The organism is Paradevosia shaoguanensis (assembly GCF_016801025.1).
Taxonomy (GTDB): domain Bacteria; phylum Pseudomonadota; class Alphaproteobacteria; order Rhizobiales; family Devosiaceae; genus Paradevosia; species Paradevosia shaoguanensis.
The window spans coordinates 3,316,572-3,341,571 of record NZ_CP068983.1; the positions used below are offsets into that span (position 1 = coordinate 3,316,572).

Annotated in this window: 21 protein-coding genes; 12 read left to right on the top strand and 9 right to left on the bottom strand. The window is 64.0% G+C overall.

Going from position 1 to position 25,000, the window contains the following annotated elements:
• Positions 1 to 174: 174 nt before the first annotated feature.
• A complete protein-coding gene (locus JNE37_RS16070; RefSeq protein WP_203063796.1) occupies positions 175 to 1,368 on the bottom strand; it encodes a TCR/Tet family MFS transporter in 1,194 nt (397 codons plus the stop codon).
• Between the two features lie 365 nt (positions 1,369 to 1,733).
• Between JNE37_RS16070 and JNE37_RS16075 the strand changes: the two genes are divergently transcribed.
• The gene (locus JNE37_RS16075) at positions 1,734 to 2,123 is read left to right on the top strand and encodes a YkvA family protein (RefSeq protein ID WP_203063797.1); all 390 of its coding nucleotides are present in this window, start codon (positions 1,734 to 1,736) and stop codon (positions 2,121 to 2,123) included.
• Positions 2,124 to 2,152: 29 nt separating this feature from the next.
• Here JNE37_RS16075 and JNE37_RS16080 read toward each other — a convergent pair whose 3' ends face one another.
• From JNE37_RS16080 to JNE37_RS16095, 4 genes are read right to left on the bottom strand one after another with little or no spacing between them, the layout of a single operon-like run.
• Positions 2,153 to 4,006 carry an extracellular solute-binding protein gene (locus tag JNE37_RS16080; RefSeq protein ID WP_203063799.1) on the bottom strand — a complete coding sequence of 618 codons (1,854 nt, stop codon included), beginning with the start codon at positions 4,004 to 4,006 and terminating at the stop codon, positions 2,153 to 2,155.
• A gap of 26 nt (positions 4,007 to 4,032) precedes the next feature.
• Positions 4,033 to 5,673, bottom strand: coding sequence for an ABC transporter ATP-binding protein (locus tag JNE37_RS16085; RefSeq protein WP_203063801.1), 1,641 nt, complete (start codon positions 5,671 to 5,673; stop codon positions 4,033 to 4,035).
• Positions 5,670 to 6,770 (bottom strand): ABC transporter permease, encoded by a 1,101-nt coding sequence (locus tag JNE37_RS16090; RefSeq protein ID WP_203063803.1) that lies wholly within the window; start codon positions 6,768 to 6,770, stop codon positions 5,670 to 5,672. The genes JNE37_RS16085 and JNE37_RS16090 overlap by 4 nt, the downstream gene beginning before the upstream one ends.
• 3 nt (positions 6,771 to 6,773) lie before the next feature.
• Entirely contained in the window at positions 6,774 to 7,877 is a 1,104-nt protein-coding gene (locus JNE37_RS16095; RefSeq protein WP_035033407.1) for a microcin C ABC transporter permease YejB, read from the bottom strand.
• A gap of 165 nt (positions 7,878 to 8,042) precedes the next feature.
• On the opposite strand from JNE37_RS16095, the gene denD reads away from it, so the two are divergent.
• The 4 genes from denD (at position 8,043) to JNE37_RS16115 (ending at position 12,491) form a co-directional block, all read left to right on the top strand.
• Positions 8,043 to 9,023 carry a D-erythronate dehydrogenase gene (denD, locus tag JNE37_RS16100; RefSeq protein WP_203063805.1) on the top strand — a complete coding sequence of 327 codons (981 nt, stop codon included), beginning with the start codon at positions 8,043 to 8,045 and terminating at the stop codon, positions 9,021 to 9,023.
• Positions 9,024 to 9,118: 95 nt separating this feature from the next.
• Positions 9,119 to 9,790 carry a YjbE family putative metal transport protein gene (locus JNE37_RS16105; RefSeq protein WP_035033410.1) on the top strand — a complete coding sequence of 224 codons (672 nt, stop codon included), beginning with the start codon at positions 9,119 to 9,121 and terminating at the stop codon, positions 9,788 to 9,790.
• A 215-nt stretch (positions 9,791 to 10,005) separates the two neighbouring features.
• Positions 10,006 to 11,172, top strand: a complete 1,167-nt coding sequence (locus JNE37_RS16110; RefSeq protein ID WP_203063809.1) for a lipid II:glycine glycyltransferase FemX — start codon at positions 10,006 to 10,008, stop codon at positions 11,170 to 11,172.
• Positions 11,169 to 12,491: a lipopolysaccharide biosynthesis protein gene (locus JNE37_RS16115; RefSeq protein ID WP_203063812.1), complete on the top strand. Its 1,323-nt coding sequence runs from the start codon at positions 11,169 to 11,171 to the stop codon at positions 12,489 to 12,491. The genes JNE37_RS16110 and JNE37_RS16115 overlap by 4 nt, the downstream gene beginning before the upstream one ends.
• On the opposite strand, the gene JNE37_RS16120 is transcribed toward JNE37_RS16115, so the two are convergent.
• Positions 12,457 to 13,071, bottom strand: a complete 615-nt coding sequence (locus JNE37_RS16120; protein ID WP_203063814.1) for a GNAT family N-acetyltransferase — start codon at positions 13,069 to 13,071, stop codon at positions 12,457 to 12,459. The genes JNE37_RS16115 and JNE37_RS16120 overlap by 35 nt on opposite strands.
• Positions 13,072 to 13,271: 200 nt before the next feature.
• Here JNE37_RS16120 and acs point away from each other — a divergent pair, with 200 nt between their 5' ends.
• The 5 genes from acs to JNE37_RS16145 all read left to right on the top strand — a co-directional run bounded on the left by acs (position 13,272) and on the right by JNE37_RS16145 (position 19,341).
• Complete coding sequence (gene acs / locus JNE37_RS16125; protein WP_035033418.1) at positions 13,272 to 15,218, top strand: acetate--CoA ligase; 1,947 nt, start codon at positions 13,272 to 13,274, stop codon at positions 15,216 to 15,218.
• A 454-nt stretch (positions 15,219 to 15,672) separates the two neighbouring features.
• Complete coding sequence (locus JNE37_RS16130) at positions 15,673 to 16,077, top strand: DoxX family protein (RefSeq protein ID WP_035033421.1); 405 nt, start codon at positions 15,673 to 15,675, stop codon at positions 16,075 to 16,077.
• A gap of 117 nt (positions 16,078 to 16,194) precedes the next feature.
• The gene (locus JNE37_RS16135; protein WP_203063816.1) at positions 16,195 to 17,295 is read left to right on the top strand and encodes a glycoside hydrolase family 3 protein; all 1,101 of its coding nucleotides are present in this window, start codon (positions 16,195 to 16,197) and stop codon (positions 17,293 to 17,295) included.
• A gap of 232 nt (positions 17,296 to 17,527) precedes the next feature.
• Positions 17,528 to 18,319 carry a UDP-2,3-diacylglucosamine diphosphatase gene (locus JNE37_RS16140; RefSeq protein WP_035033424.1) on the top strand — a complete coding sequence of 264 codons (792 nt, stop codon included), beginning with the start codon at positions 17,528 to 17,530 and terminating at the stop codon, positions 18,317 to 18,319.
• Positions 18,316 to 19,341, top strand: coding sequence for a glycosyltransferase family 4 protein (locus tag JNE37_RS16145; RefSeq protein ID WP_203063818.1), 1,026 nt, complete (start codon positions 18,316 to 18,318; stop codon positions 19,339 to 19,341). The genes JNE37_RS16140 and JNE37_RS16145 overlap by 4 nt, the downstream gene beginning before the upstream one ends.
• Here the strand turns inward: JNE37_RS16145 and JNE37_RS16150 are convergent.
• The 3 genes from JNE37_RS16150 to JNE37_RS16160 all read right to left on the bottom strand — a co-directional run bounded on the left by JNE37_RS16150 (position 19,338) and on the right by JNE37_RS16160 (position 22,383).
• Entirely contained in the window at positions 19,338 to 20,123 is a 786-nt protein-coding gene (locus JNE37_RS16150) for an SDR family oxidoreductase (RefSeq protein ID WP_203063819.1), read from the bottom strand. The genes JNE37_RS16145 and JNE37_RS16150 overlap by 4 nt on opposite strands.
• 87 nt (positions 20,124 to 20,210) lie before the next feature.
• The gene (locus tag JNE37_RS16155) at positions 20,211 to 21,881 is read right to left on the bottom strand and encodes an alpha/beta hydrolase (RefSeq protein WP_246513327.1); all 1,671 of its coding nucleotides are present in this window, start codon (positions 21,879 to 21,881) and stop codon (positions 20,211 to 20,213) included.
• A gap of 91 nt (positions 21,882 to 21,972) precedes the next feature.
• Entirely contained in the window at positions 21,973 to 22,383 is a 411-nt protein-coding gene (locus tag JNE37_RS16160; protein WP_203063820.1) for a VOC family protein, read from the bottom strand.
• Between the two features lie 153 nt (positions 22,384 to 22,536).
• On the opposite strand from JNE37_RS16160, the gene JNE37_RS16165 reads away from it, so the two are divergent.
• Positions 22,537 to 23,739 carry an MFS transporter gene (locus tag JNE37_RS16165; RefSeq protein WP_203063821.1) on the top strand — a complete coding sequence of 401 codons (1,203 nt, stop codon included), beginning with the start codon at positions 22,537 to 22,539 and terminating at the stop codon, positions 23,737 to 23,739.
• A gap of 70 nt (positions 23,740 to 23,809) precedes the next feature.
• Positions 23,810 to 25,000, top strand: a complete 1,191-nt coding sequence (locus JNE37_RS16170) for an MFS transporter (RefSeq protein ID WP_203063822.1) — start codon at positions 23,810 to 23,812, stop codon at positions 24,998 to 25,000.

Consider the following 25,000-nt stretch of genomic DNA (forward strand, 5'->3'; position numbering starts at 1 on the left):
GTCTCCAAAGTGGGAAGCCGTGGTCTTTCCGGGCGGGACTCCTAGCTTCCGACTTTGACGGAGCAGTCACCTGGCGATGACTGCGCAATTACGATTGCATGAAGGTTCTCGGACAAAGTGTGCAGAGGGCGCCGCCGAGAATGAACATCCCCGCGGCTCTGCAACGATAGGTGTTCACGCGGCCGTTGAGGTTTCCGGCTTTCCGAGCCGCAGGCCGAGGACCACCGGAATCGCCAGGGCGTAGATAACGATGACCGAAAGCCAGACGGCGCCGGGCCATTGCTCGCGGACGAGGAAGTAGACGCCCGAGAAACCCAGCGGCGCGGCGATGGAGGCAAGGCTGACCACGGAGGCCAGAACGCCCTGGAACTGGCCCTGCAGGCTCTCATCGACCTGGCGGGTGGCGAGAGACTGGAGCGCCGGTGCGCCGATACCGCCGAGCGCGAAGATGGGCATGATCGCGAAGACGACCCAGCTCTGGGTCGCGAAGGCCATGATGACCAGCGCGACGGAAACGCCGGCGATACCCGCGAGGATCGTGCAGCGCTCCCCGACGAGCTTGACTGCCGGACCAGGCAGGAAGGCCTGCGCCAGCGTCTGGCAGACGCCGAACGTACCGAGGGACAGTCCGATCCAGAGGCCGTTCCATCCGAAGGTATCCGTGCCCCAGAGGGCCCAGGCGACGCCGTAGGCCTCTCCGGTGGCGCTGAGGAGGAAGAAGATGGCGATGATGGGCAGCAGGCTCTTCATCGTGAGCACCCAGCGCAAGGGTCGGAGCGGATTGAGCGCGGCAAGATCGATCTTCTCGTGCGTGGGTGTGCGGGATTCCGGCAGGACGAAATAAGCGAGGAGGAGATTGCCGGCGTTGAGGACGGCCGCAGCGATGAAGGGCAGCCGCAGCCAATAATCGCCGAGGGCGCCGCCGAGGATAGGGCCGATTATGAAGCCGGCGCCGAACATGGCGTTGAGGAGGCCGAAGCGGCGGGCGCGGCTTTGCTCGGGCGAGATGTCGGTGATGTAGGCGGTTGCCACCGAGACATTGGCGCTCGTGAGCCCGGCAATGGCGCGGCCGAGCAGCAGCAGCCAGAGACTGGGGGCAAAGGCGAGGAAGAGGTAGTTGATCGCCGCTCCGGCAAGCGAGATCAGCAGGACCGGGCGCCGGCCCAAACGATCGCTCAGCGAGCCGAGGACGGGAGCGAATACGAACTGCATGGTCGCGTAGAGCGCGGCCATGATGCCGATATAGGTGGCGACGTTCTCGGCGTGCGTGACGTCCTGCAACAGGGCGGGCAGGATGGGGAAGATGAGGCCAATGCCGACAGCGTCGAGGACAATGGCTGCATAGATGACGACCAGGGGTCTGTTCATAGCGAACTCCGGTAGGCGCGAGCATGCGACGCTGCTCGCGCCGATGGCTCGCGTTGAGGCCCGACGGTCTGTCGGGCGATGCGGGTTTTGGAAGACGCTGGCCGACCCATGCGCGAAGGGGCAGGGGCGGCGTGTGCTTGACCACCTGGACGACTATTCGTCCACCTGTTTACTCCGCCACTGAGCGGATCAAGGGAGGCGGTCGCTTTGCGCGACACCTCGCCATCTACGCCTCAAGGCGGTGCGCGACAAGTGTTTTCGGAGGCGCTTCAGGTAACCGGTAGGGCGTAGTCGGCTGATCGGGAGAGCGCTAGGATTGCGTCTCGCCTCGAGTGTCGATGCGGCTTCGGGCAGTGGAGGAATGGATGGCGGATGCCGTTTGGGCGCGGCTTCGGCAATGGGCGCGGTCGATCAAGCGCGACGTCATCGCGCTCTACGTGGCGGCACGCGATCCGCGTACGCCGGTGATCGCCAAGGTCGTGTCGGGGCTGGTGGCGGCCTATGCGCTTTCGCCGATCGATCTCATTCCCGATTTCATTCCGGTTCTGGGCCAGGTGGATGACCTCATCATCGTGCCGCTGGGGATCATCGCGGTCGTGCGGTTGATCCCCGCGCCGCTCATGGCCGAGTTCCGGGTCCGGGCCGGTGAGATTGCGGAGCGGCCATCGAGCCGGACAGCTGCAATGGCAATTGCCGCGATCTGGGTGATCGCGGCACTGCTGGTATTCTGGTGGATCTATAGCCGGCTGATGTGAAAACGGGCGCTTTCGCGCCCGTTCGAGGTTTAGTTGGCGGCGCCGACCCTGGCGGCCTTGGCTTCGTCGTACCACCAGACCGAGGGGAAGCCGACCGAGTATTCGGGCAGGTTGTCGGGGTGGCTGAAGCGATCCCAGCGCGCGATACGCGAGGTGAGGCTGGCGTAGCTCGGGACGACGATGCTGTGGGCCAGGAGCACGCGGTCGAGCGCGTGGGTGGCGGCGACCAGCGTTTCGCGATCAGTGGCGAAGATGATCTTGTCGATGAGGGCATCGACGCCCGGATCGGAGATGCCCGAATAGTTCTGCGAGCCCTGCTGGTTGGCCGCTTCCGAGCCCCAGAAGAAGCGTTGTTCATTGCCTGGCGACAGCGTCTGACCCCAGGCCATGTAGACCATGTCGTAGTCGTAGCTGCGCAGGCGATTGATGAATTGCGGAGAATCCACCGAGCGGACGGTGGCGTCCACGCCGATGCTGCGCAGGTTGTTGATGAAGGAGCTGGCCACCGGCTGGATGGTCGGGCCGTTGAGCAGGATCTCGAAGGTAAGCTGCTGGCCGTTGGCATCGACCAGGCGGTTGCCATCGAGCTTGTAGCCGGCTTCGCCAAGGAGACGGAGCGCCTCGCGCAGGTTGGCACGCAGCTTGGTGGAATCGCCACCGACCGGGCTCTTGTAGGGCGTGGTGAAGACACTGGCCGGAATCTTGTCCTTCACGCTTTCCAGGATCTCGAGTTCCTTGCCTGTAGGCAGGTCGGAGGAGGACGCCAGTTCGCTGCCGTAGAAGAACGAGTTCACGCGGCTATATTCATTGTAGAACAGGGTGCGGTTCAACTCTTCGAAGTCGAAGGCGTAGTTGAGGGCTTCGCGAACCCGCTGATCCTTGAACTTTTCCTGGCGCAGATTGTAGATGAAGCCGACCATTACGCCGTTGTCGCGACTGTCGTTCTCGAATTTTTCGAGGACGACGCGGCCATCCTTGACGGCAGGGAAGTCGTAGGCGGTGGCCCAGCGCTTGGCGCGGTTTTCGGCCCACCAGTCGAACTGGTCACCCTTGAAGGCTTCGAACTCGACATCGGTGTCACGGAAATATTCGTAGCGGATCTGGTCGAAATTATCCTGGCCGACATTCACCGGCTCGGTCGCCGCCCAGTAATTGGGATCGCGCTCGAAGGTGAGGGTGCGCCCGGGGACGAAGGATTTGACCTTGTAGGGGCCTGATCCCATGGGCGTCTCCAGGGTCGAAGCGCTGATGTCGCGCTGCTTGCCGTTGGCGTCCTTGCCCTCCCACCAATGCTTGGGAAGGATCGGGATTTCGCTCATGATGAGAGGGAGTTCGCGGTTGCCGGCCTTGTCGAAAGTGAAGGTCACCTCGCCGTCGCCGGTGATCTCGGCGCTCTTGACGTTGGCATAATATTGCTGTCGCGTCGGGTTGAGCTCGATGAGCTTGTTGAATGACCAGACGACGTCGTCGGCCGTTACCGGCTCGCCGTCCTGCCACTTGGCCTTCGGGTTGAGCTTGAAGGACACCGAGGAGTAGTCGGCCGGGAAGGCGATGGCTTCAGCGAGGAGGCCGTATTTGGTGAAAACCTCGTCGGACGAGGGCGTCATCAGCGTCTCGTACACGAGGCCGATGCCAGCGGCAGGCTCACCCATCGGCAGGATGGGGTTGAAGGTATCGAAGCCGCCTTCGGTCGAGAGGCGCACCGTGCCGCCCTTGGGCGCATCGGGATTGACGTAGTTGAAATGAGCAAAGCCGTCCTTGTATTTGGGCTCGCCCATCATCGAGACGGATTTCATCCACGGACCATGCTGCGCTTGCGCCATGGCCGGGACGCTCATCAGTGCTACGAGCGCAAAGCCGGCTATCGAGACGAAGGCCTTCATGTCGTTACTCCCAGGCAATTCTTTGTTCAGTCTATGACGGCGCCGCCGTCGGCGACAGGTCTCTCGACGGAGGCGTCGAAAGCAGCCGAGAGCAGCGCGCGGGTGTAGTCGTTCTGCGGATTGGCGAAGATGGCGTCGGCCGGGCCGCTCTCCACCACCTTGCCGTTGCGCATCACCATCACGTCGTTGGCCAGCGCGCGAATGACACGCAGATCGTGCGAGATGAAGATGTAAGCGAGGCCGCGCCGCTGCTGGACGTCGCGCAGCAGGTCGACGACGCGTGCCTGCACGCTCATGTCGAGCGCGGAGGTGGGCTCATCGAGAATGATGAGGCGCGGTTCGAGCACCAGAGTGCGAGCGATGGCGATGCGCTGGCGCTGGCCGCCGGAGAATTCGTGCGGATAGCGATGGCGCGCTTCGGGATCGAGGCCGACTTCTTCAAGCGCCCCGGCTACGCGTGCTTCCCGTTCGGCGGGCGTAAGGTTGTGGGCGTGGACTTTGAGGCCCTCCTCGATGATGTCGCCCACGGACATGCGGGGGCTCAAGGAGCCGTAGGGGTCCTGGAAGACGATCTGCATGTCGCCGCGTAGCGGACGCAGGTCCTTGCCGGAGAGCTTTTCGATATCGCGACCGAGAAAGACGATGCGGCCTTCCGAGCCGACGAGGCGAAGCAGGGCAAGGCCCAGCGTGGTCTTGCCGGAGCCGCTTTCGCCGACGATGCCGAGGGTCTGGCCCTTGCGCACCTTCACGGCGACGTCGTCGACGGCCTTGATGTGACCGACCGTGCGGCGGAGCAACCCGCGGCGGATCGGAAACCAGACGCGCAGGTTTTCGGCTTCGATGATGGTTTCGGCCGATGGGTCGGAGGGCGGCGCGGAGCCCTTCGGTTCGGCGGCCAGAAGGTGCCGCGTGTATTCGTGCTGGGGATGGGCGAAGAGTTCGGCCGTGGGGCCGCGCTCGACGATCTCGCCCTTGGTCATCACGCAGGTGTAGTCGGCCAGCGAACGGACGATGCCAAGATCGTGGGTGATGAAGAGCAGGGCCATGCCGAGGCGGGCCTGCAAATCCTTGAGGAGCGTGAGGATCTGGGCCTGCACCGTTACGTCGAGGGCGGTGGTGGGCTCGTCGGCGATGAGCAGGTCAGGCTCGTTGGCGAGGGCCATGGCGATCATGACACGTTGGCGCTGTCCGCCCGAAAGCTGGTGCGGGAAAGCCTTGAGGCGCTGTTCGGGGTTGTCGATGCCGACAAGACCCAGCAGCTCGACGGCACGGGCGCGCGCAGCGCTGTGGCCCATGCCGCGATGGAGGCTGAGCACTTCCCCGATCTGCTGTTCGACCGTGTGGAGCGGATTGAGCGAGGTCATCGGCTCCTGGAAGATCATCGAGATGGTGTTGCCGCGCACGCCGCGCAGTTTCTTCTCGCTGATGCCCAGCAGGTCCTGACCGTCGAAGACGATCTTGCCGGTCGGATGGCTGGCGGCGGGGTAGGGGAGGAGCTTGAGGATCGAGAGGGCGGTGACCGATTTGCCCGAGCCGCTTTCGCCGACGATGGCCAGGGTCTTGCCCTTTTCGATCTCGAAGGAGACGCCCTTTACCGCGTCGAGCACCTGCTCGCCCTGGGCGAAGCGCACGGAAAGGTTTTCGACCGAGAGAAGCGGCGCGCTCATGCAAAGGTCTTTCGCGGATCGAAGGCGTCGCGCACGGCCTCCCCGATGAAGACGAGGAGGCTGAGCATCAGCGAGATGGTGACGAAGCCTGTTATGCCGAGCCAGGGTGCCTGGAGGTTCTCCTTGCCCTGCGAAAGCAGTTCGCCGAGCGACGGCGAGCCGACGGGGAGACCGAAGCCCAGGAAATCGAGGGAGGTCAGGGTGGTGACCGAGCCGGCCAGGATGAAGGGCATGAAGGTGAGGGTCGAGACCATGGCGTTGGGCAGGAGATGCCGGAACATGATGGTCCGGTCCGAGACGCCCAGCGCCCTGGCGGCGTTGACATATTCGAAGTTTCTGCCCCGCAGGAATTCGGCGCGCACCACGCCCACCAGCGCCACCCATGAGAACAACAGCAGAATGGTCAGCAGTACCCAGAAACTGGGGGCGATGACGCTCGAGATGATGAGCAGCAGGTAGAGCTGGGGAACGGAGGTCCAGATGTCGATGAAGCGCTGGCCGAGGAGATCGATCCAACCGCCGAAATAGCCCTGCACGGCACCGGCCAGAATGCCGATGACCGAAGAGAAGATGGTGAGCGCCAGGCCGAAGAGCACGGAGATGCGGAAGCCGTAGATGAGGCGTGCCAGCACGTCGCGCCCCTGGTCGTCTGTGCCCAGCCAGTGCCAATTGCCCAGGTTGCAGTTGGGATCGTCCACTCCCTGCGGGAAGCGCTGGCAGTTGGTCTCCTTGCCCAGCATCCACGAGGGCGGGGAGGGGACGGGGATCGAGAGCGTGTCGTCGACGGTGGTGTAGGAGAAGCGGATGGGTGGCCAGAGCATCCAGCCGTTGGCGTTGATCTCGTCCTGATTCACCTGGTCGCGGAAATTGGTGACGGCGAGGAAGCCGCCGAACTTGGATTCCGGGTAGTCGACCAAGGCGGGGACCAGCAACTCGCCCTTGTAGAAGGCGATGATCGGGCGATCGTTGGAGATGACCTCTGCGAAGAGCGTGACGAAAAACAGGAACAGGAAAATCCACAGCGACCAGACACCGCGCCGGCTGCGGCGGAAATTGGCGATGCGGCGCTGGTTGAGGGGCGAGAGGGCAATGGCCATGGCTCACGCGCCCCGCTTTTCGAAATCGATGCGCGGGTCTATCCACATATAGGTGAGGTCCGAAATCAGCGTGATGACGAGGCCCAGCACCGAGAAGATGTAGAGCGTGGCGAAAACCACGGGATAGTCGCGGTTGAGGACGGATTCGAAGCCGAGCAGTCCCAGCCCATCGAGCGAGAACATGGTTTCGATGAGGAGGGAGCCGGAGAAGAACGCCGAGACGAAAGCCGCCGGGAAGCTGGCGATGACGAGCAGCATGGCGTTGCGGAAGACGTGGCGGTAGAGCACCTGGTTTTCCGAAAGCCCCTTGGCGCGCGCGGTGGTGACGTATTGCTTGCGGATCTCCTCCATGAACGAGTTCTTGGTGAGAAGCGTGAGCGTGGCGAAGCTGCCGACGGCCATGGCGACGATGGGCAGCGCCAGGTGCCAGAAATAGTCGACCACCTTCATCGGCAGGGACAATTGGTCGAAGTTATCCGAGGTGAGGCCCCGCAACGGGAACCAACTGAGGAAACTGCCGCCCGAAAACAGCACGATCAACAGGATGCCGACGAGGAAACTCGGCAGGGCGTAGCCGACAATGACGACGCCGGAGGTCCAGACATCGAAGCGCGAGCCGTCGCGCACTGCCTTGGCGATGCCGAGCGGAATTGAGATGCCGTAGCCGAGCAGGGTCATCCATAGGCCGAGCGAGATCGAGACCGGCATCTTTTCCTTGATGAGGTCGATCACCGAGATGTCGCGATAGTAGCTCTTGCCGAAATCGAAGCGGATGTAGTTCCAGAGCATCTGCCCGAAGCGTTCGAGCGGGGGCTTGTCGAAGCCGAACTGCTTTTCGAGCTGGGCGATGAGTTGTGGGGAGAGGCCGCGCGAGCCGCGATAGAGAGAATTGCCCGTGCTGTTGTTTTCCTGGCCCTGGCCGGCGAAATCGCCCTGCTGCGTGCCTGAAACGCTGGCGGTGGCGGATACTGCAGTGTTGCTCATGCGGGCGATGGCCTGTTCGACAGGACCGCCCGGAGCGAATTGAACAACGATAAACGTGACGGCCATGATTCCGAGGACCGTCGGAATCATCAGCAGGAGGCGTCGCAGAATATAAGCGCCCATGCGCTCTCCAACCCTATAGTCCCGCTCGCTGCCCGCTTCGCCGAACCAAGCTCTAAGGTGCCGTGCCGTTCGCTCCAAATCAACTGGCGGTGATGCCAAGCGACGATTTGCCTTGCCTTTTTCCAAAGCTGGTATGGAAGAATGAGGGCAAGAGGGAGAGGCAACATGCATGTTGTGGTGACTGGCGGCGCCGGTTTCATCGGCTACCGGCTGGCCGAGGCGATTCTGGCGCGTGGCGAGCTGGTGGATCAGGATGGGACGCGGCGCGCGGTCGGGCGGCTGACCATCTTCGACCAGATGGCGCCGGAGCGGCCGTTTTCTGATCAACGCGTGCGCGTTGTCGTGGGCGACATGACCGATCGCGCGGCGATCGCCACGGCGCTGGATGGGGACGCCGACAGCATCTTCCACCTGGCTTCGGTGGTGAGTGGCGGCGCCGAGGCCGACCTGCAACTTGGCCTCAGCGTCAATCTCGATGGAACGCGGACGCTGCTCGATCTTGCCGCGAAAAGCGGCCGGCGGCCCAAGCTGATTTTCGCCTCGTCGCTCGCGGTCTATGGCGGGCCCGGTTCGACCAAGGTTACCGATGCGACGATCCCGACACCGATGAGTTCCTACGGTGTCCAGAAGCTCTGCTGCGAATATCTCATCGGCGACTATGACCGGCGCGGGCTGATCGACGGGCGCGCCTTGCGGTTCCCTACTATCGCCGTGCGGCCGGGCAAGGCGAATCTCGCCAATTCCTCGTTCATTTCGGCGGTGATCCGCGAGCCGCTGGCTGGCCGGGAAACGGTTTGTCCGGTGCCGGACGATGTGCCGATCGCGCTGATGTCGCCGGGCCGGCTCATCGAAACGATCCTCCTTGCCCATGATCTGCCAACCGAGCGGTTCGGCTGGCCGAGGGCGCTGGTGCTGCCCGCGGTGCAGGTGACGGTGAGGGAAATGCTCGACGCGCTCAAGCGGATTGCGGGCTCCACGGTGCGCGCGCGGGTGTCGTTCAAGGAGGACCCGCGCATCCTGCCGATGGTGCGGAGCTGGCCGGCTGAGGTGACGAGCGCGCGGGCGGCGGGGCTGGGGATTACGCCCGACAAGGATGCCGCGGCTTTCGTCGAGCAATACGCGCGCGAGCAAGGGTTCGCGACGTGAAATTTTTCGCGCGGAGGGTCTTCACAATCGCGCGAGCGCTACCCATATAGCCGCCAGCGGCGTTTGCCGCCCATTTTTTACGGAGATTTGGCGGGATGCCTTTCGGTCTAGACTATTCGATGGTATCCGCCTTCATCCAAGTCATCCTCATCGATCTCGTACTCGCCGGCGACAATGCCGTCGTGATCGGCCTGGCGGCAGCCGGGCTCGACAAGGAGATCCGCCAGCGCGCGATCCTTATCGGCATCATCGCCGCTACGGTGCTGCGCATCTGCTTCGCACTCATCACCACGCAACTGCTTTCGCTGGGCGGTGGCCTCCTCGTCGCTGGCGGCATCCTGCTGCTCTGGGTGTGCTGGAAGATGTACCGCGAGCTGACGATCTCGCACGAGGAAGAGCACGAGGCGCAGGAAGCGCTGACCAATACCGACCAGGACGCCGATGGCCGCGTCGCCGGCCGCGCGCCGCGCAAGACGCTGCGCCAGGCGGTCTGGCAGATCATCATCGCCGACGTCTCGATGTCGCTCGACAACGTGCTGGCGGTTGCCGGTGCGGCCCAGCACCACCTCGAAGCGCTGATCTTCGGCCTGGCGCTCTCGGTGATCCTCATGGGCGTGGCCGCCTCGCTGATCGCGGGCCTGCTGCACAAGTACCGCTGGATCTCGTGGATCGGCCTCGTCATCATCCTCTATGTGGCGGCGCGCATGGTCTATCACGGCATCGACCAACTGCTGGGTCACACGCTGCCGGTCATCCCGTTCTTCTAGGAACGGCGCAGACGGAAATCTGGAACCGCTCCGGCCTTGGCCGGGGCGGTTTTGTTTTGGCTGCAAGCGCTTCTAACCCCTACGCAGTCCTGCGTAATTGGCGAACGGTTTCGTAACCACGGCATCAGAATCCGCGGTGCAGAGCCCGGCTCATAGGGATTTGCTCATTTCCGGCCGATAGGTTGCGGGCAAACAAAAACAGGCCGGGGGCGACGATGACACTGGCAGCCGATCAATCCATGCAAAGCTCTATCAAGGCGCCGCTTTCGCGGGCGACTGGTGGTCTTGCCATGTCGGTTGAACGGATCAGCGGCGAAGCCTGGGACGATGCCGTCGCTGATTTCGATGGCGTTTGCCAGGAGCAGCTTTACGTCTTCGCACGCATGCGCTGGCCGTCGGTCGAGCACGAGGCGCTGCTGTTCCGCGTCGATGGCGAGGTCGTCGGCGGAGTGCTGGTGATGATCCAGCCATTGCCGTTGCGCGTCGGCGCCATCGCGGTCACCAAGTGGGGGCCGTTGCTCAAGGACGAAAGCCGGCCGGACAGCGACGCCATCTATGCGGCGATGATCGAGGCGCTGATTACCGACTATGCGCAGACGCGCCGGCTCATGCTTTCCGTGCTGCCGCGCGCCTCCTTGACCGAGGTCAACGGAGAGGCCGAGTACCTCTGGAAGCGCGGGTTTCGCAAGGGTTCGGCGCTGCTGTTCCCGAACCGTTACATCGTCAACCTGCGGCTTTCCGACGAGGAGCAGCGCAAGAGCTTCCACCAGAAGTGGCGCTATCACCTCAACAAGGCGGACAAGGAAGGGCTGGTGTTCGAGCACGCGCCGGTCTCGCGCCTGCCCGAATTCGACGCGCTCTACTCGGCTATGACGGATCGGAAGAAATTTCCGGATCACTCGGCCTACGACACCGTGCCGGGCCTCATGGCCATTGCCGATGAACGTTTGCGCCCCGAACTCTTCTTCGTCCGGCAGGGCGAGGAGATCGTAAGCGGGGCGGTGATCTTCAAGTCGGGCGACCGGGCAGTCTATCTTTACGGCGCGACCAATGATCGGGCGCTGCCGCTGCGGGCGGGCTACTTCCTCCATTGGCACATCATCCGCTGGCTGCGCGACAATACCCGCGCCAGTTGGTACGACCTGGGCGGTACCGATGGTTTCCAGGGGTTGCACCAGTTCAAGAAGGGCATGGTGGGGGACAAGGGCGTGATCACGCCTGTACCGCATGTGGCCAATTATGCCGCTTCCGCCCTGCCGATGATGCTGGGGCTCGGGGCCTTCGCGGCGCGCGACAGTGTGCAGCATATCAAGCGCGTCATCGACGGACTAAGAAGCGACAAGGCGAAGCCTGACCAGGCTCGCAACGAGGATGCTGCATGAGCCTTTTCCGGCGGCTGGTTTCGCAATCAGCGGTTATCTTCGGCGGGCGCCTTTTCGGGGCAGGGCTGACTTTCCTGGTCCAGGCGGGCATAGCGCGCTTCTGGGGACCGAGCCTGCTCGGCGAATACCTCATCCTCGTCGCATCCACCAATCTCATCGCCATGGTGATGCCGCTGGGCTTCCAGATGGTGGGGGCCTATTTCACGTCCGAATACCGTGCCAAGGGCGACGGCCGCTCGCAGCGCTCGTTCCTCAAGCGCGCCTATGGCCATATCGTGGTGACGGCGCTGCTGCTCGGCTTTGCGGCCTGGCCGTTCCTCGGGCTCATCGGCGAGCCGGGCGAGGTGCTGGCCCATCACTGGATTCCGACCATTTTCCTGACTTTCAGCGCGGCGACGATGTATGTGAGCTGCGCGGTGCTGGTGGGCTTGAAGCGGCCGCTGGCGGGCTATTACGCCGAATCCGTCTTCCGTCCCGTGGCAGCGATTGCCGCGTTCATCTTCTGCATCGGGGTGACCAATCCCGGCGAGGGTTTCGCCCAGATGGTCTGGATATTCTCCAGCCTCTGCCTGCTGATCGCTGCGGTGCAGTTCGGCGTCGTCATCTCGGATTCGGTCAAATTGCCGCTATCGGCCGAGCCGGGGCCATCGCAGGTGCGGCGCTGGTGGCGGTTCGCGGCGCCCTGGGTGCTGATCGGCATTGCCACCGACTTCTTCTTCGATATCGACCTGCTGCTGCTGTCCGGGCATCTGAGCCGCGAGGAGCTGGCGATTTTTGGCGTCTGCACGCGACTCTTCAGCCTTGTCTCGTTCGGCGTGGCCGCCGTCTATGCGGTGACGGTGCCGGATATGTTCGAGGCCGAAGCCAAGAGCGACCGCGAGGGGTTCAACCGCAAGGTGGGTGACGCCAACCTCGTCGCTGCCGGGCTCTCGGTGATCCTTTTCATCATCGTCGCGATTGGCGGGCCGTTTGCGCTCATGCTCTTCGGGCCGGGTTTCACCGATGGTGCGCTGCCGCTCGCGATCCTCTGCCTGGCACTGGTGGTGCGGTCGGTGTTCGGCCCGGCCTCGATGGTGCTTTCCATCCATGACCGGCCTTATGCCAGCCTGCCGTCGATCGCACTGGGTATGGTGACGCTCGTGGTCGCCAACCTGGTGATGGTGCCGGCCTGGGGGATCATCGGCGCGGCACTGGCGGCGCTGCTGTCGATCACCATCTGGTCACTGGCGCTCTGGCGAACGGCCTATGCGGCGGCGCGGATCGACGTTTCGATCTTCCCGCGGCTCAAGGCCTGGCAAGCCGCTTCAACCAACGTTTAGCTGCCGCGACGCGCCCAAGGCGGATGCCGCTGTCATAACCCTCCACCGCCTTGGTGTAGGATTTTTCCATGAGCACGAAGTCGAGCCCGAAGAGGTGCTTTTCGAGGAGGCACGTCTGGCTGTAGCCGTAGCGGCGGAGGAGGGCGAGGGACACCTCGTTCGATGGCCGCACATAGGTCGAGACCTTGTGGAAGCGGCCATTGCCGAAGGTCTCCTCGAACGCGCGCATTCCATACATGCCCAACCGCGTATGGCGGAACTGCGGTGCGATCCACGACCAATAGCGGAAGAGCGTGCCGAATTCCGGGCCGGAAACCATGGCACCGGCCATCCGGCCGTCGTGTTCTAGGATGAGCACGTGCGACGGATCGGCCTCGCGCAGAGCGTCGAGGTAGCCGACGCCCAGCCGCTGCTTTTCGAAGCGCTTGAAGGCTTGGTTGTAATAGGGCGACTCATCGATGACGGCGTGGAGTTGCGTGACGAGCGGCTTGAGGTCGGCATAGCGGGCCGCACGATGGGTCATTGACGCGGCGTTTGCCGCAGCGGGGCCACCGGGCAAGGCCGTAATGACATCGGTCAAGGCTGCATCCCCCATTTGGCCTGATCTGCCAGGACCTTACGGCCTTCGGCGCCATCGTATTGCGCTGTCGGTTAACCGGTGGAAGAAGGGGAAATAATGGATACTACCGAGGCGCGATGAGGCTAATCGGCAAGTGGTATGCTTGCGGCCTTGCGTCAGTGATGGTTAGTAACGCCAAACACTAAACTGGGAGGAAAGGCATGAGCGATCAACTCGTGTTCGAACCGAGCGCCGAGGCCAAGGCCCGTACTTGGGTCACCGAGGAACAGTACGAAGCAATGTATGCGCGGTCGGTCAACGATCCCGAGGGCTTCTGGGCCGAGCAGGCCAAGCGGATCGACTGGATCAAGCCGCCGACCAAGATCAAGAACACCTCGTTCGAATTTCCGAACGTGTCGATCAAATGGTTCGAGGACGGGGTGCTCAACATCTCGGCCAACTGCATCGACCGGCACCTGCCGCAGCGCGCCAACCAGGTTGCGCTGATCTGGGAGGGCGATACGCCCGGCACGCAGGACCACATCACCTACCAGCGCCTCTATGACGAAGTGAACCGCTTCGCCAACGTGCTCAAGGCACAGGGCGTCAAGAAGGGCGACCGCGTCACTATCTACCTGCCGATGATCCCGGCGGCGGCCTATGCCGTGCTCGCCTGCGCCCGTATCGGCGCGGTGCATTCGGTGATCTTCGCCGGCTTCTCGCCGGATTCGATCTCGGGCCGCATCAACGACTGCGAGAGCAAGATCGTCATCACGGCCGACGAAGGCCGTCGCGGTGGCAAGACCATCGCGCTCAAGAAGGCGGTGGACGAGGCGCTGCAGAAGTCGCCTGGCGTCGACAAGGTCGTGGTGGTCAAGAATACCGGCGCGGACGTGCCGATGGCCGGTGGCCGCGACGTCTGGTACGCCGACGAAGCCGCCAAGGTGCCGGCGCTCTGCGAACCCGAGCCGATGAATGCGGAAGACCCGCTTTTCATCCTCTATACTTCCGGCTCGACCGGCAAGCCCAAGGGCGTGCTGCATACGACGGGCGGCTATATCGTCTGGGTTTCGATGACCCACCAGCTCACCTTCGACTACCGTGATGGCGACATCTATTGGTGCACGGCCGATATCGGCTGGGTGACCGGGCACAGCTACATCGTCTACGGCCCTCTGGCGAACGGGGCGACTTCGCTCATGTTCGAAGGCGTGCCGAGCTATCCGGACGCCTCGCGCTTCTGGCAGGTGGTCGAAAAGCACAAGGTCAACATCTTCTACACCGCCCCCACGGCGATCCGCGCGCTGATGGGCGCCGGGCCGGAATGGGCCGACAAGTACGAGATGCCCTCGCTGCGCCTCCTGGGTTCGGTGGGCGAGCCGATCAATCCGGAAGCCTGGATGTGGTACTACAAGCATGTCGGCAAGGAGCGCTGCGGGGTGGTGGACACCTGGTGGCAGACCGAGACCGGCGGCTTCATGATCACCCCGCTTCCCGGCGCCATCCCGACCAAGCCGGGCTCGGCGACCAAGCCGTTCTTCGGCGTGCAGCCAGTGGTCCTTTCGCCCGAAGGGCGGCTCCAGGAGCAGACCAAGGCCGAAGGCGTGCTCTGCATCAAGGATAGCTGGCCCGGCCAGATGCGCTCGGTCTACGGCGACCATGAGCGCTTCATGTCGACCTACTTCCAGCAATACCAGGGCTATTACTTCTCGGGCGACGGCTGCCGCCGCGACGAGGATGGCTATTACTGGATCACGGGTCGCGTCGACGACGTGCTCAACGTCTCCGGTCACCGCATCGGTACGGCCGAGGTGGAGAGCGCGCTGGTGGCGCACCCCAAGGTCGCAGAGGCGGCAGTGGTGGGCTATCCGCACGACATCAAGGGGCAGGGCATATATTGCTATGTCACGCTGATGACCGGCACGACGGGCGATGACGCGCTCAAGACCGAGTTGCGCAACTGGGTGCGCAAGGAAATCGGACCGATCGCCTCGCCCGACCTCATCCAGTTCGCGCCGGGCCTGCCCAAGACCCGCTCGGGCAAGATCATGCGCCGCATTCTGCGCAAGGTCGCCGAGGACGATTTCGGCTCGCTCGGCGATACGTCGACGCTGGCTGATCCGTCCGTGGTGGAGGATTTGATCGAGCATCGGCAGAACCGCGGGTAAGCGCGGTGATGGATTTGAGTGCCCCGGCCTTGTGCCGGGGCATTTTTGTTTGGGTGATGTGCTTCCCCACCCACTGCACTTCCCTGGCCGAAGAGCCGGGCCCCACGGATAGCTCCACTCGAGTGGAAGGGGTGCAATAGGCCCCGGATCAAGTCCGGGGAAGTTCCGTGGTGGGGGAGAGCCGGGTGGTAGTGGAGAGCGGGGTGGCGGGTGGAGTTACTCTCCTCGGCTGCCGCGGGGCGATACTGGTTCCCGCGCGATTCGAGCCGTATCGCTCTATTCCCCGGTCCTCACCCAGCTTTCCATCACCGTTCGTCAAAATCGAACGATGTGTAGGTGTCCGGTTTTGCTGTCAAAAGCTGGCGCCGGCCTGAAATGACAAAACTTTCATTGGCTTGCGGGGCTTTAGGCGGGTTAGCCGTTAGCGGGTAGTTAATATCCGGAGCCCTGACTCATGAATTTCGATCGTCTCAACGCCTACGCGCCGCAGGCGCTGGCGGTCCTGCGCATCATGACCGCCCTGCTGTTTATTGCTCACGGCACGCAGAAGCTGTTCGGGTTTCCCGAGACGCAGATGAGCCCGCCGCTCTTCTCGCTGTTCGGCATTGCCGGCCTCATCGAAGTGATCACCGGCGTTCTTATCGTCGTCGGTTTCCAGACGCGGATTGCCGCCTTCCTCGCCTCCGGCCAGATGGCCGTGGCCTATTTCATGGTGCATGCGCCGGGCAGCTTCTTCCCGGCCAACAACCAGGGCGATGCGGCCGTGCTGTTCTGCTTCATCTTCCTTTACCTGGTCTTTGCCGGCCCGGGTGCCTGGGCGCTCGACAAGAGCTCGGCTCCGCGCACTGTCGCGGCCTGACCGGTTTTGTTGCGGCGCTCCGGCGCCGCAACCCTTTCCCGATGGCGATTGCGAAGACGCATTAACGATTCTGCCGCAATGCTGGGGCACGGTGGCGCGAATCACCCGGAGACCCCTGTGCACGCCAAGACCCTTCGCCCCCTGATCGCTGGCCTCGTCCTGGGGCTTCTTGCCAATACGGCGAGCCTGGCCGCATCGCTCGAGCAGATGGCCGGGCAGATGATCATCGTCGGGTTCAAGGGCGACAGCGTCAAGGACAAGTCCGTGATCGCGCTGCGCAAGGCCGTGGCTGAGGGCCGGGTCGGCGGCGTGATGTACCTCAAGTACAATGTCGCGAGCCTCTCGGCGGTCAAGGCCATGAACGAGGCCTTCAAGGAGGCCTCGCCTGAGCTGCCGCCGTTCCTGACGCTGGACCAGGAGGGTGGGTCGGTCGAGCGGCTGACCAAGGATGTCGGCTTTCCCGAGATTCCCAATGCGCAGACGGTAGCTGCGCGCAACGACCCGGCAGGGGCGCAGGCGATCTATGCCGGTATGGCCAAGGACATGGCCGCGCTCGGTTTCACGGTCAATTTCGGGCCGGTGGTCGATCTCAACATCAACCCCAAGAACCTCATCATCGCCAAGTATGGCCGCGCGTTCAGCAAGGACCCGGCGACGGTGGATGCCTATGCGCAGGCTTTCATCAATGCCCACCATTCCGAGGGCATGCTGACCTCGATCAAGCACTTCCCGGGGCACGGTTCGAGCACGGCGGATAGCCATGCCGGGTTCGTCGACATCACCAAGACCTGGTCGGAAGCGGAACTGCAGCCCTACAAGGACCTGCTGGCCGGAGGCTATGACGACTTCGTCATGGTCGGGCATCTCTACCACAAGGACTATGACGGCGGCGGGCAGCGCCTGCCGGCGAGTCTTTCGCCCGACTGGATCACCGGCGTGCTGCGCGGCCAGCTCGGCTACAATGGCGTGGTTATCAGCGATGACCTCGAAATGGGTGCGATCCGCAAGCGCTTCACGCTCAAGGAGACCGTGATCCAGGCGGTCAATGCGGGCATGGACGTGCTGCTGTTCTCCAACACCGCCGCGTACGACCCGGCGCTGGGCGACGAGATTCTCGGCATCCTGGTGGCGCAGGCGGGCAAGGATCCCAACTTCGCCAAGCGGATCGAAGAGAGCTACGGGCGCATCGTGACGCTCAAGGGGCGGATCGGCGGGTAAGGCCGGGCGCCCGACTTTCCCTCTCTCCACGCGTATTGAAGCATCCGCAGGCCCCGGCTTTTCGGCCGGGGAGTGTGCCGGTGGCGCCGGCCTCAATCCGTTTTCACGGTCAACGGGCTGTGAGGCGGATGTGTTGGTACTGTTCCTTCTCAAATCCCAAGGCTATAGACTGTCACATTGCCGTCGCCGTGCCGCGGCAAGCTTTTGGCCGGAATAAGGGGCAGATTCGTTTATGGCTGAGACCCGAGAGGTGAGGCGCGTTCGAGCGCTGTTCATATCCGACGTGCACCTCGGCATGCGCCCGACCCGCGTGGGTCAGCTCATCGAGTTTTTGCGCTTCCACGACGCGGACACGATCTATCTCGTGGGCGATATCCTGGACGGATGGCGGCTGGCCAAGTCCTGGCATTGGCCGAACGAGTACAATGTCCTGACGCAGATCCTCCTCGACAAAGCGGCCGCCGGTACCAAGGTGATCTACCTGCCGGGCAACCATGACGAGTTCCTGCGGGAATATCTGGGCACCTATTTCGGCGAGGTCGAGTTCGTCGATCGCACCGTGCACACGACGGCGCAGGGCAAGACCTACCTCGTCATCCACGGCGACCAGTTCGACGTGGTGGTGCGCCATGCCAAATGGCTCGCTTATGTGGGTGACTGGGCCTATCGCTTCGCGCTGCGGGTCAACATCGTCATCAACTGGGTGCGGCGCCGGCTGGGACTGACCTATTGGTCGCTTTCGGCCTGGGCCAAGCACAAGGTGAAGAACGCGGTGTCGGTGATCGGCCGGTTCGAGGAGGCGCTCTCGCTCGAGGCGCGGCAATCGGGCGTCGACGGCGTGATCTGCGGGCACATTCATTATGCCGACATGCACGACAGGTTAGGTATCCACTACATCAATACCGGTGACTGGGTCGAAAGCTGTACGGCGATCGTCGAAAACCCCGACGGGGCATTCGAACTGATCAAGTGGACAGGCGTCCAGGAGGGCCGGCGGTTCCGGAGGCGCAAAGAAGCGACATGACCAGCCTGCTCATCGTGACCGATGCCTGGTATCCCCAAACGAATGGTGTGGTGCACAGTCTGGACGCGGTGGGCAAGGAACTCGAGCGGCGGGGCTATTCGGTCCAATACCTGACGCCCGAGCGCTTCTGGACGGTGCCCATGCCGACCTACCCGGAGATTCGGCTGTCGCTGGCGCCGATCGGGGCAGTGCGGGACATCATCTCGCGCATGGCGCCCGACCATATCCACATCGCGACCGAAGGGCCGCTGGGGCTGCAGGCCAAGTTCTACTGCCTCGAAAAGGGGCTGGCCTATACGACCAGCTACCACACGCGATTCCCCCAATATGTCTCGGCCCGCGTGCCGGTGCCGACCGAGTGGAGCTATGCCTATCTGCGCTGGTTCCATTCCGGCGCGGCGGCCACGCTCGTGCCGACGCCGAGCATCGTGGCGGAGCTGGCCGAGCACCATTTCGAGAACCTGCGCATCTGGTCGCGCGGCGTGGATACGGCCCGGTTCTTCCCCGGGCCCAAGTCGCATTTCCATGACCTGCCGGGGCCGCACCTGCTCTATGTCGGGCGAGTCGCGGTGGAGAAGAATGTCGAGGCCTTCCTGCGCCTGGGGACCGAAGGCACCAAGGTCGTGGTGGGCGATGGCCCGCAACTGGCCGAGCTGCGACAGGCGTTTCCGGATGCTGTGTTCCTGGGCAAGAAGCACGGCGATGAGCTGGCGGCGCTCTACCGCAGCGCCGATGCCTTCGTCTTTCCGAGCAAGACCGATACGTTCGGCAATGTGGTGATCGAGGCGCTGGCCTCGGGCGTGCCGGTGGCGGCTTACCCGGTGGCGGGGCCTCTCGATATCCTTACCGACCCGCTTGCTGGGGCGCTCGATGATGACCTCGATGCGGCGGTGGCGCGGGCGCTGACCTTGCCTCGCGATGGTGCCCGCCGGCATGCCGAGCGCTTTACCTGGGCGGCGGCAGCGGAGCAGTTCCGCTCGGCTCTTGTGCCGGTAGCCGAGCAGCAGGACCGCGCGGCCTAGTTCGAATCCATTACCGAACCGCAGGTGAGGTTGAGGATCGTGCCGGTCATGGCGGCGGCGCGAGACGAGGCGGCGAAGCTTGCCGCATCGGCGATCTCGGAGAGCCGGGGCAGCAGGCCGCGGGCGGTACCGGCGTTCATGTATTTCTCGACCTCGGCAATCTCGGGCGGGCGGCCTTCGAGCGGCCAGGTTTCGGGCAGGGCGTCCGAGCGCAGGCAGATGACGCGGATGTTGTGTTTGCCGACCTCGCCGGCCAGCGTGCGGCTCAACGCCTCGACAGCGGTGCAGGCCACGGCGAAGCCGCCGGTGGTGTGAAAGACGCGGTCGCGTCCGGAGAGGCCGGCAGCGGTCGAGGACATGGCGAGGATGACGCCCGAGCGACGCTCGATCATGTGGTGTGCGGCAGCGGTGGTGGTGAGGAAGTTCGTCTTGATGGCGGTGAGGGGCGGGAGGGAGAAGTTTTCCTCGGTCATCTCGACCATCGGCGTACCCTGTAGGTGTCCGAAGACACTGATGGCATTGAAGCTGATGTCGAGTTGGCCTCTCTGGGCGACAAGATCGGCCAGGTGCTGTTCGATGGCGGCCTTGTCGGTGGCGTCGACTTCGGCGACATGCGCCTTGCCGCCGGCAGCGGCGATATCGGCGGCGACGCGCTCGACCTTGTCGCGGTGGCGGCCGGTGAGAAAGACTTCTGCGCCGTCCCGGGCGAAGGCGCGAGCCACCGCGCCGCCGATGTGACCGCCTGCGCCATAGATCACGGCGACCTTGTCCTTGAGCAACATGAGCTGTCTCCTTTGATTAACGAGTATGTTAATTAACATAGTTGTTAAATGAAGGGCGCCGTTTGTCAAGCCGGCTTTGTCGACCCTCTAGGGCTGGCGCGGGGCGGCGTCGGTCGGTTCGAGGGCCTCCTTGAGGGCATCGAGGCGCGCCGTGTCCCAGCCGGGCGGATCGACGACGGCGACCCAGGAATCGATGTAGTCGCGTGCGGCATAGACGTGGCCATGACCGATCGGCGAGGTCTGGGACAGGGCCATGTCGAGGCCGAGCTGGAGGAAGGTCACGACCGGGTACCAGGTGAGGTCCGGCGAGACATCAGGCCCGCGCTCGCCTTCCAGCCAGGCGGGGCGGCGATAGAGGGCGTCGTAGGAGAAGAACACCACCGGGTCGCTGGCATATTGCAGGAACACGATGCGCATCGGGCCCCATTCGGCATCGGCCTTGGCGACGGCATTGGTCTGGTTGTTGAAGCGTATGCTGGAGCCGTTGCGGAAGCGCGGAAGCCATTCGGGGGAATCGGGCTGACGGTTGGCCGTGGCCCAGCCCCAGGTGGGGCTGGAGAAGGGCGGGCCAGCCCAGAGCGCGCCCTGGTAGGGATCGCCGAGCACGTCATAGAGCTCGGTGGCGCCCTGCGAGGAGAGGGCGCCCAGGCTCAGGCCGTGGAGGTAGAGGCGCGGGCGGCTGTCGCGCGGCAGGGTGGTCCAATAGCTGTAGACGGCCTTGAAGAGCGCCTGAGCCGCATCAGTGCCGTAGGTGGGTTCGATGAGGAACGAGAGGGGGCTGGTGAGGTAGGAATATTGCAAAGCAACGCTGGCGACGTCGCCGGCCTGCAGATATTCGAGCGAGTCGATGCCAGGCGGATCCACCCAGCCGGTGCCGACAGGCATGATGACGACCAGCACCGAGCGGCTGAAGCCGCCGACGCGCTTGAGCTCATCGAGTGCCATCTGCGCGCGCTGTTCGAGCGTGGGGGCCGAGCGCATGCCGACATAGACGCGGAGCGGCTGCATGGCGGGGCGGCCGATGACTTCCTCGATCTTTTCCTTGCTGGGGCCGGTTTCGACATAGACGCGCCCGTCGCGCCCTATCGTGTCCCAGGCGACGAGCGAAGCGCTGCTGCCGGAGAAGAGTGGATCGGTGGGGGCGGGCGTCGGGTTCATCTGGCCCTGGAGGGTGTCCAGGCGCTCGAAGAAATTGTCAGCGGCGCGCAGGGCGTTGCGCAGCAACAGGCCGTTGAAGAGATAGGCGGTGAAGACGCCGACCACGAGGACGCTGAGCACGAAGGCGACACGCTGCGGCACGAAGCGGCGCAGCCAGCGCGAGACCAGCGAAATGCCGTAGGCGATGAGCGAGCCGATGGCGATGAGGATGAGCGCCGGGGCGATGGCTACCAGCGCCACGTTGATGGGGTGGGCGGATTCGAGCGGGGGCATGTCCATGACCTTGCGCACCGAATTCTGCCAGCCGGTATTGAGGTAGAGCGAGACCAGCGCCACGAGGATGCAGAGCAGGGCCGCCGCGATCTTGATGGCCCGCGAAACGCGGCCGGGAGGCAGTTGCAGCTCCATGTATTCCCAGAGCCAGCCGCCCCAGGCGCCCAGGCCATAGCCGATGGCGAAGGACGTGCCCGAGAGGATGCCCTGCAGCACGAAATCGCGCGGCAGGAGCGAGGGGGTGAGCGAGACGGCGAAAAGCAGGGTGCCGAGGAGGAGCCCGGGCGTGGATAGCTTGGCGCGAAAGCGTTGGATCAGGCTTGCCACGTCGTGCTCCGTCTCTCGAGGAATGCCAAGGGATGGAAGCCCTTAGCGGCCTGCGCGTCAAGCCGCTCTTCGCGCAGGCGCTTCGGAGAGGTCATTTGGCGAGGACCTCGAGATAGTGCTTGTTATACATCAGGCCCACGATGTTGCCGAACGGATCGAGCACGGCGGCGCCAACGAAACCCTCGCCGAATTCGCGGATCGGCTCGTGGAGCGTGGCGCCCAGAGCGAGGAAGCGGTCGATGGTCGCGGGAAGATCATCGACGTGCCAGTAGGTGACGGCGCCGCCGGGCGTGGTGGCCGTGGGGCCGGAGCCGAGCGTGCCGGCATATTTGGCATCGAGCAGGCCAAGTTCGGCCTGGTAATCGCCGATGCGGAACTCGCAATAGCCGGGGCGATCGAAATAGGGCGCCGCGCCCAGGAGCTCGGTGTACCAGCGCTTGGCGGCCTCATGATCGGCAGCCTGGTAGCGGATGGTGGAAAGGCCGCGAAGGGGATTGGTCATTTCTGTTCTCCTCAGTTTTCGATGAAGAGAGGCTAGCGGGCGACCTGACCAGATTTTGTCAGTAGCGACGCGACTACCATTCCTCTTGCCACGGGCGAGAAATTCCGCATACGTCAACGTCCGGGTGGACTCCCCGCCCGGAGCACACATTTCATGTCGGCGTCCCCTCGGGCACCGGGCATTTCGCCCGAGCTGCACGCTTCGTTCTATCACTTCTTCTCCTATGCCGGTGGTGCCGTGGCCTCGGTCTATCTCGGCATCTGGCTGCACGAGCAGGGGATGTCGACCGAGCAGATCGGTGTGATCAGCGCGGTGCCGGTGCTGGTGATGCTGCTCATCAACCAGTTCATCGGCCGCATCGCGGACCGGGCCAGCGACTGGCGACAGGCGCTGGTGATCCTTTCGATCCTGGCGGGCACGATTCCGATCGGCATGTTCTTCGTGGACAGCTTCTGGGGCATCCTCCTCGTCTGGACGCTGCTGACCATTCCGGCCGGCATGATCCCATCGATGCTCGACGCGGCGACGCTGCGGATGACGCAGCGCAACGGCACCGATTTCGGTTTCGTGCGCGCCTGGGGCACGGTGGGCTACACGTTCTGGGCGGCGCTTGCCGGCTTCGTCGTCGCGTGGCTGGGCGGAGTGGCCTTCATTCCGCTTTTCGTCGTGGTGTGCCTGGCGCGCGCCGCCGTGTCGCTGCAATTGCCCAGGTTCCGGGGCGAGAAGCGCCAGCAGGCAGCGGCGCAGGTCAAGCCGCAGGCGAGCCGGCTGCGCGAAGTGCTCAAGCCGTGGTTCGTGCTGCCGATCCTGGCGTTCGCCTTTATCCAGGCGACCCATTCGATCCTGGCGTCGTTCGCGGCGCTGGTGTGGAAGGACAACGGCATTTCCGAAGCCTTCATCGGGCCGCTGATCGCGACGGCGCCGGCGGCCGAAGCGGCGATGATGTTCTTCTGGAAGCGGTTCGCCGGCAAGATTTCGGCGCGCCACATGATCCTGCTGGCCGCGGTGGTGACCATTGCGCGCTGGACCATCATGGCGTTCAACCCACCGGTCTGGGCGCTGTTCATCCTGCAATGCACCCACTCGGTCACCTATGCGGTCGGCTATTTCGGCCTCGTGCATTTTATCGCCAACTGGACGAGCGAGGATATCGCGGCGCAGGCGCAGGGCTTTGCCTTCATCGTGCAGCAGGCGCTGATCGTGACGACGCTGCTGGTGTTCGGCTGGCTGGTGTCGGGCCTGGGCTCGCATGCCTTCCTCATCGCCTCGGTATTCGGGGTGGTGGCGCTGGGGTGCGTGATTGCCTCGCTGATGCTCAAGCCGACCAAAGGCGATAGCGCCGCCGTTGCGCACTGATTGAGTTTTAGGCCCGGAACGGGCATAGCTGCGTTCCGGGCGCATCCTCGCGTCCGGAGCTCTTTTCCCGATGTCCCCCACGAACCAGGCCGGGCGCCTTACGCCCGAGCTGCGCACGACCGGCTTTTACTTCACCCTGTTCATGGCCAATGGCGCCGCGGTGATCGCGCTGCCGCTCTGGCTCAATGCCATGGGGATATCGCCGGGCGAGATCGGCATCATCAATGCGGTGCCGATGCTGCTGATGCTGCTGGTCAACATCGTGGTGGGGCGGATCGCCGACCGGGCGAAGGACTGGCGGTCGGTCATCGTCATCGGCTCGCTCGTCGCCGGGGTGATCCCGGTGGGGCTGTTCTTCGTCAACGAGTTCTGGGGCATCCTGCTGGTCTGGACGCTGGCGGCGCTGCCGAACTCGGCGGTGAACCCGGTGGTGGACGCGGCGACGATGCGCATGACCCGGCGCCGGGGCACGGATTATGGCACCATACGCGCCTGGGGCACGGTGGGCTACATGGTGATCAACGCCTCGACCGGCTTTGCTATCGCGGCTTTCGGCACGGCGGCGTTCGTGCCGATCTTCGTGGCGCTGTCGCTGCTGCGCGCGTCGACGGCGCTGGGGCTGCCGCAGTTCCGCTCGCCAGAGCAGCAGGCGACGCTGGCCGAGAGCGTGCCGGTGGCGGGCAAGGCGCGGGAACTGCTCAAGCCGTGGTTCGTGCTGCCGATCTTCGGGTTCGCCATGGTCTTCGGCACGCACTTCATCCTCAACGCCTTCGCGGCCCTGCTCTGGATGGAGCAGGGGATACCCGAATGGGTGATCGGGCCACTGGTGGCGCTGGGCGCCTTTGCCGAGGCTTCGATGATGTTCGCCTGGAAGCACTTCTCCACTCGCTTCTCGGCGCGGCACCTGATCCTGCTGGCGGCGCTGGTGGCCGCGGCGCGCTGGGTGGCGATGGCGTTCTCGCCGCCGATCTGGCTGCTGATCCCGTTGCAGCTGACTCATGCGGTGACCTTCTCGCTGGGGTTCCTGGCCTCGGTGCATTTCATCACCAACTGGACCAGCGAGGATATCGCGGCAGAGGCGCAGAGCTATTTCGTGGTGCTGCAGCAATCCATGTCGGTGGTGGCGCTGATCGGGTTCGGCTGGCTGGTCGGGCTGATGGGACCGCACGCCTATCTGGTGGCGGCACTCTTCGCGCTGGCGGGCGGCGGGTGCGTGTGGCTGTCGCTGCGGATGATGGCGCCGAAGGCACAAGCCGCGTGA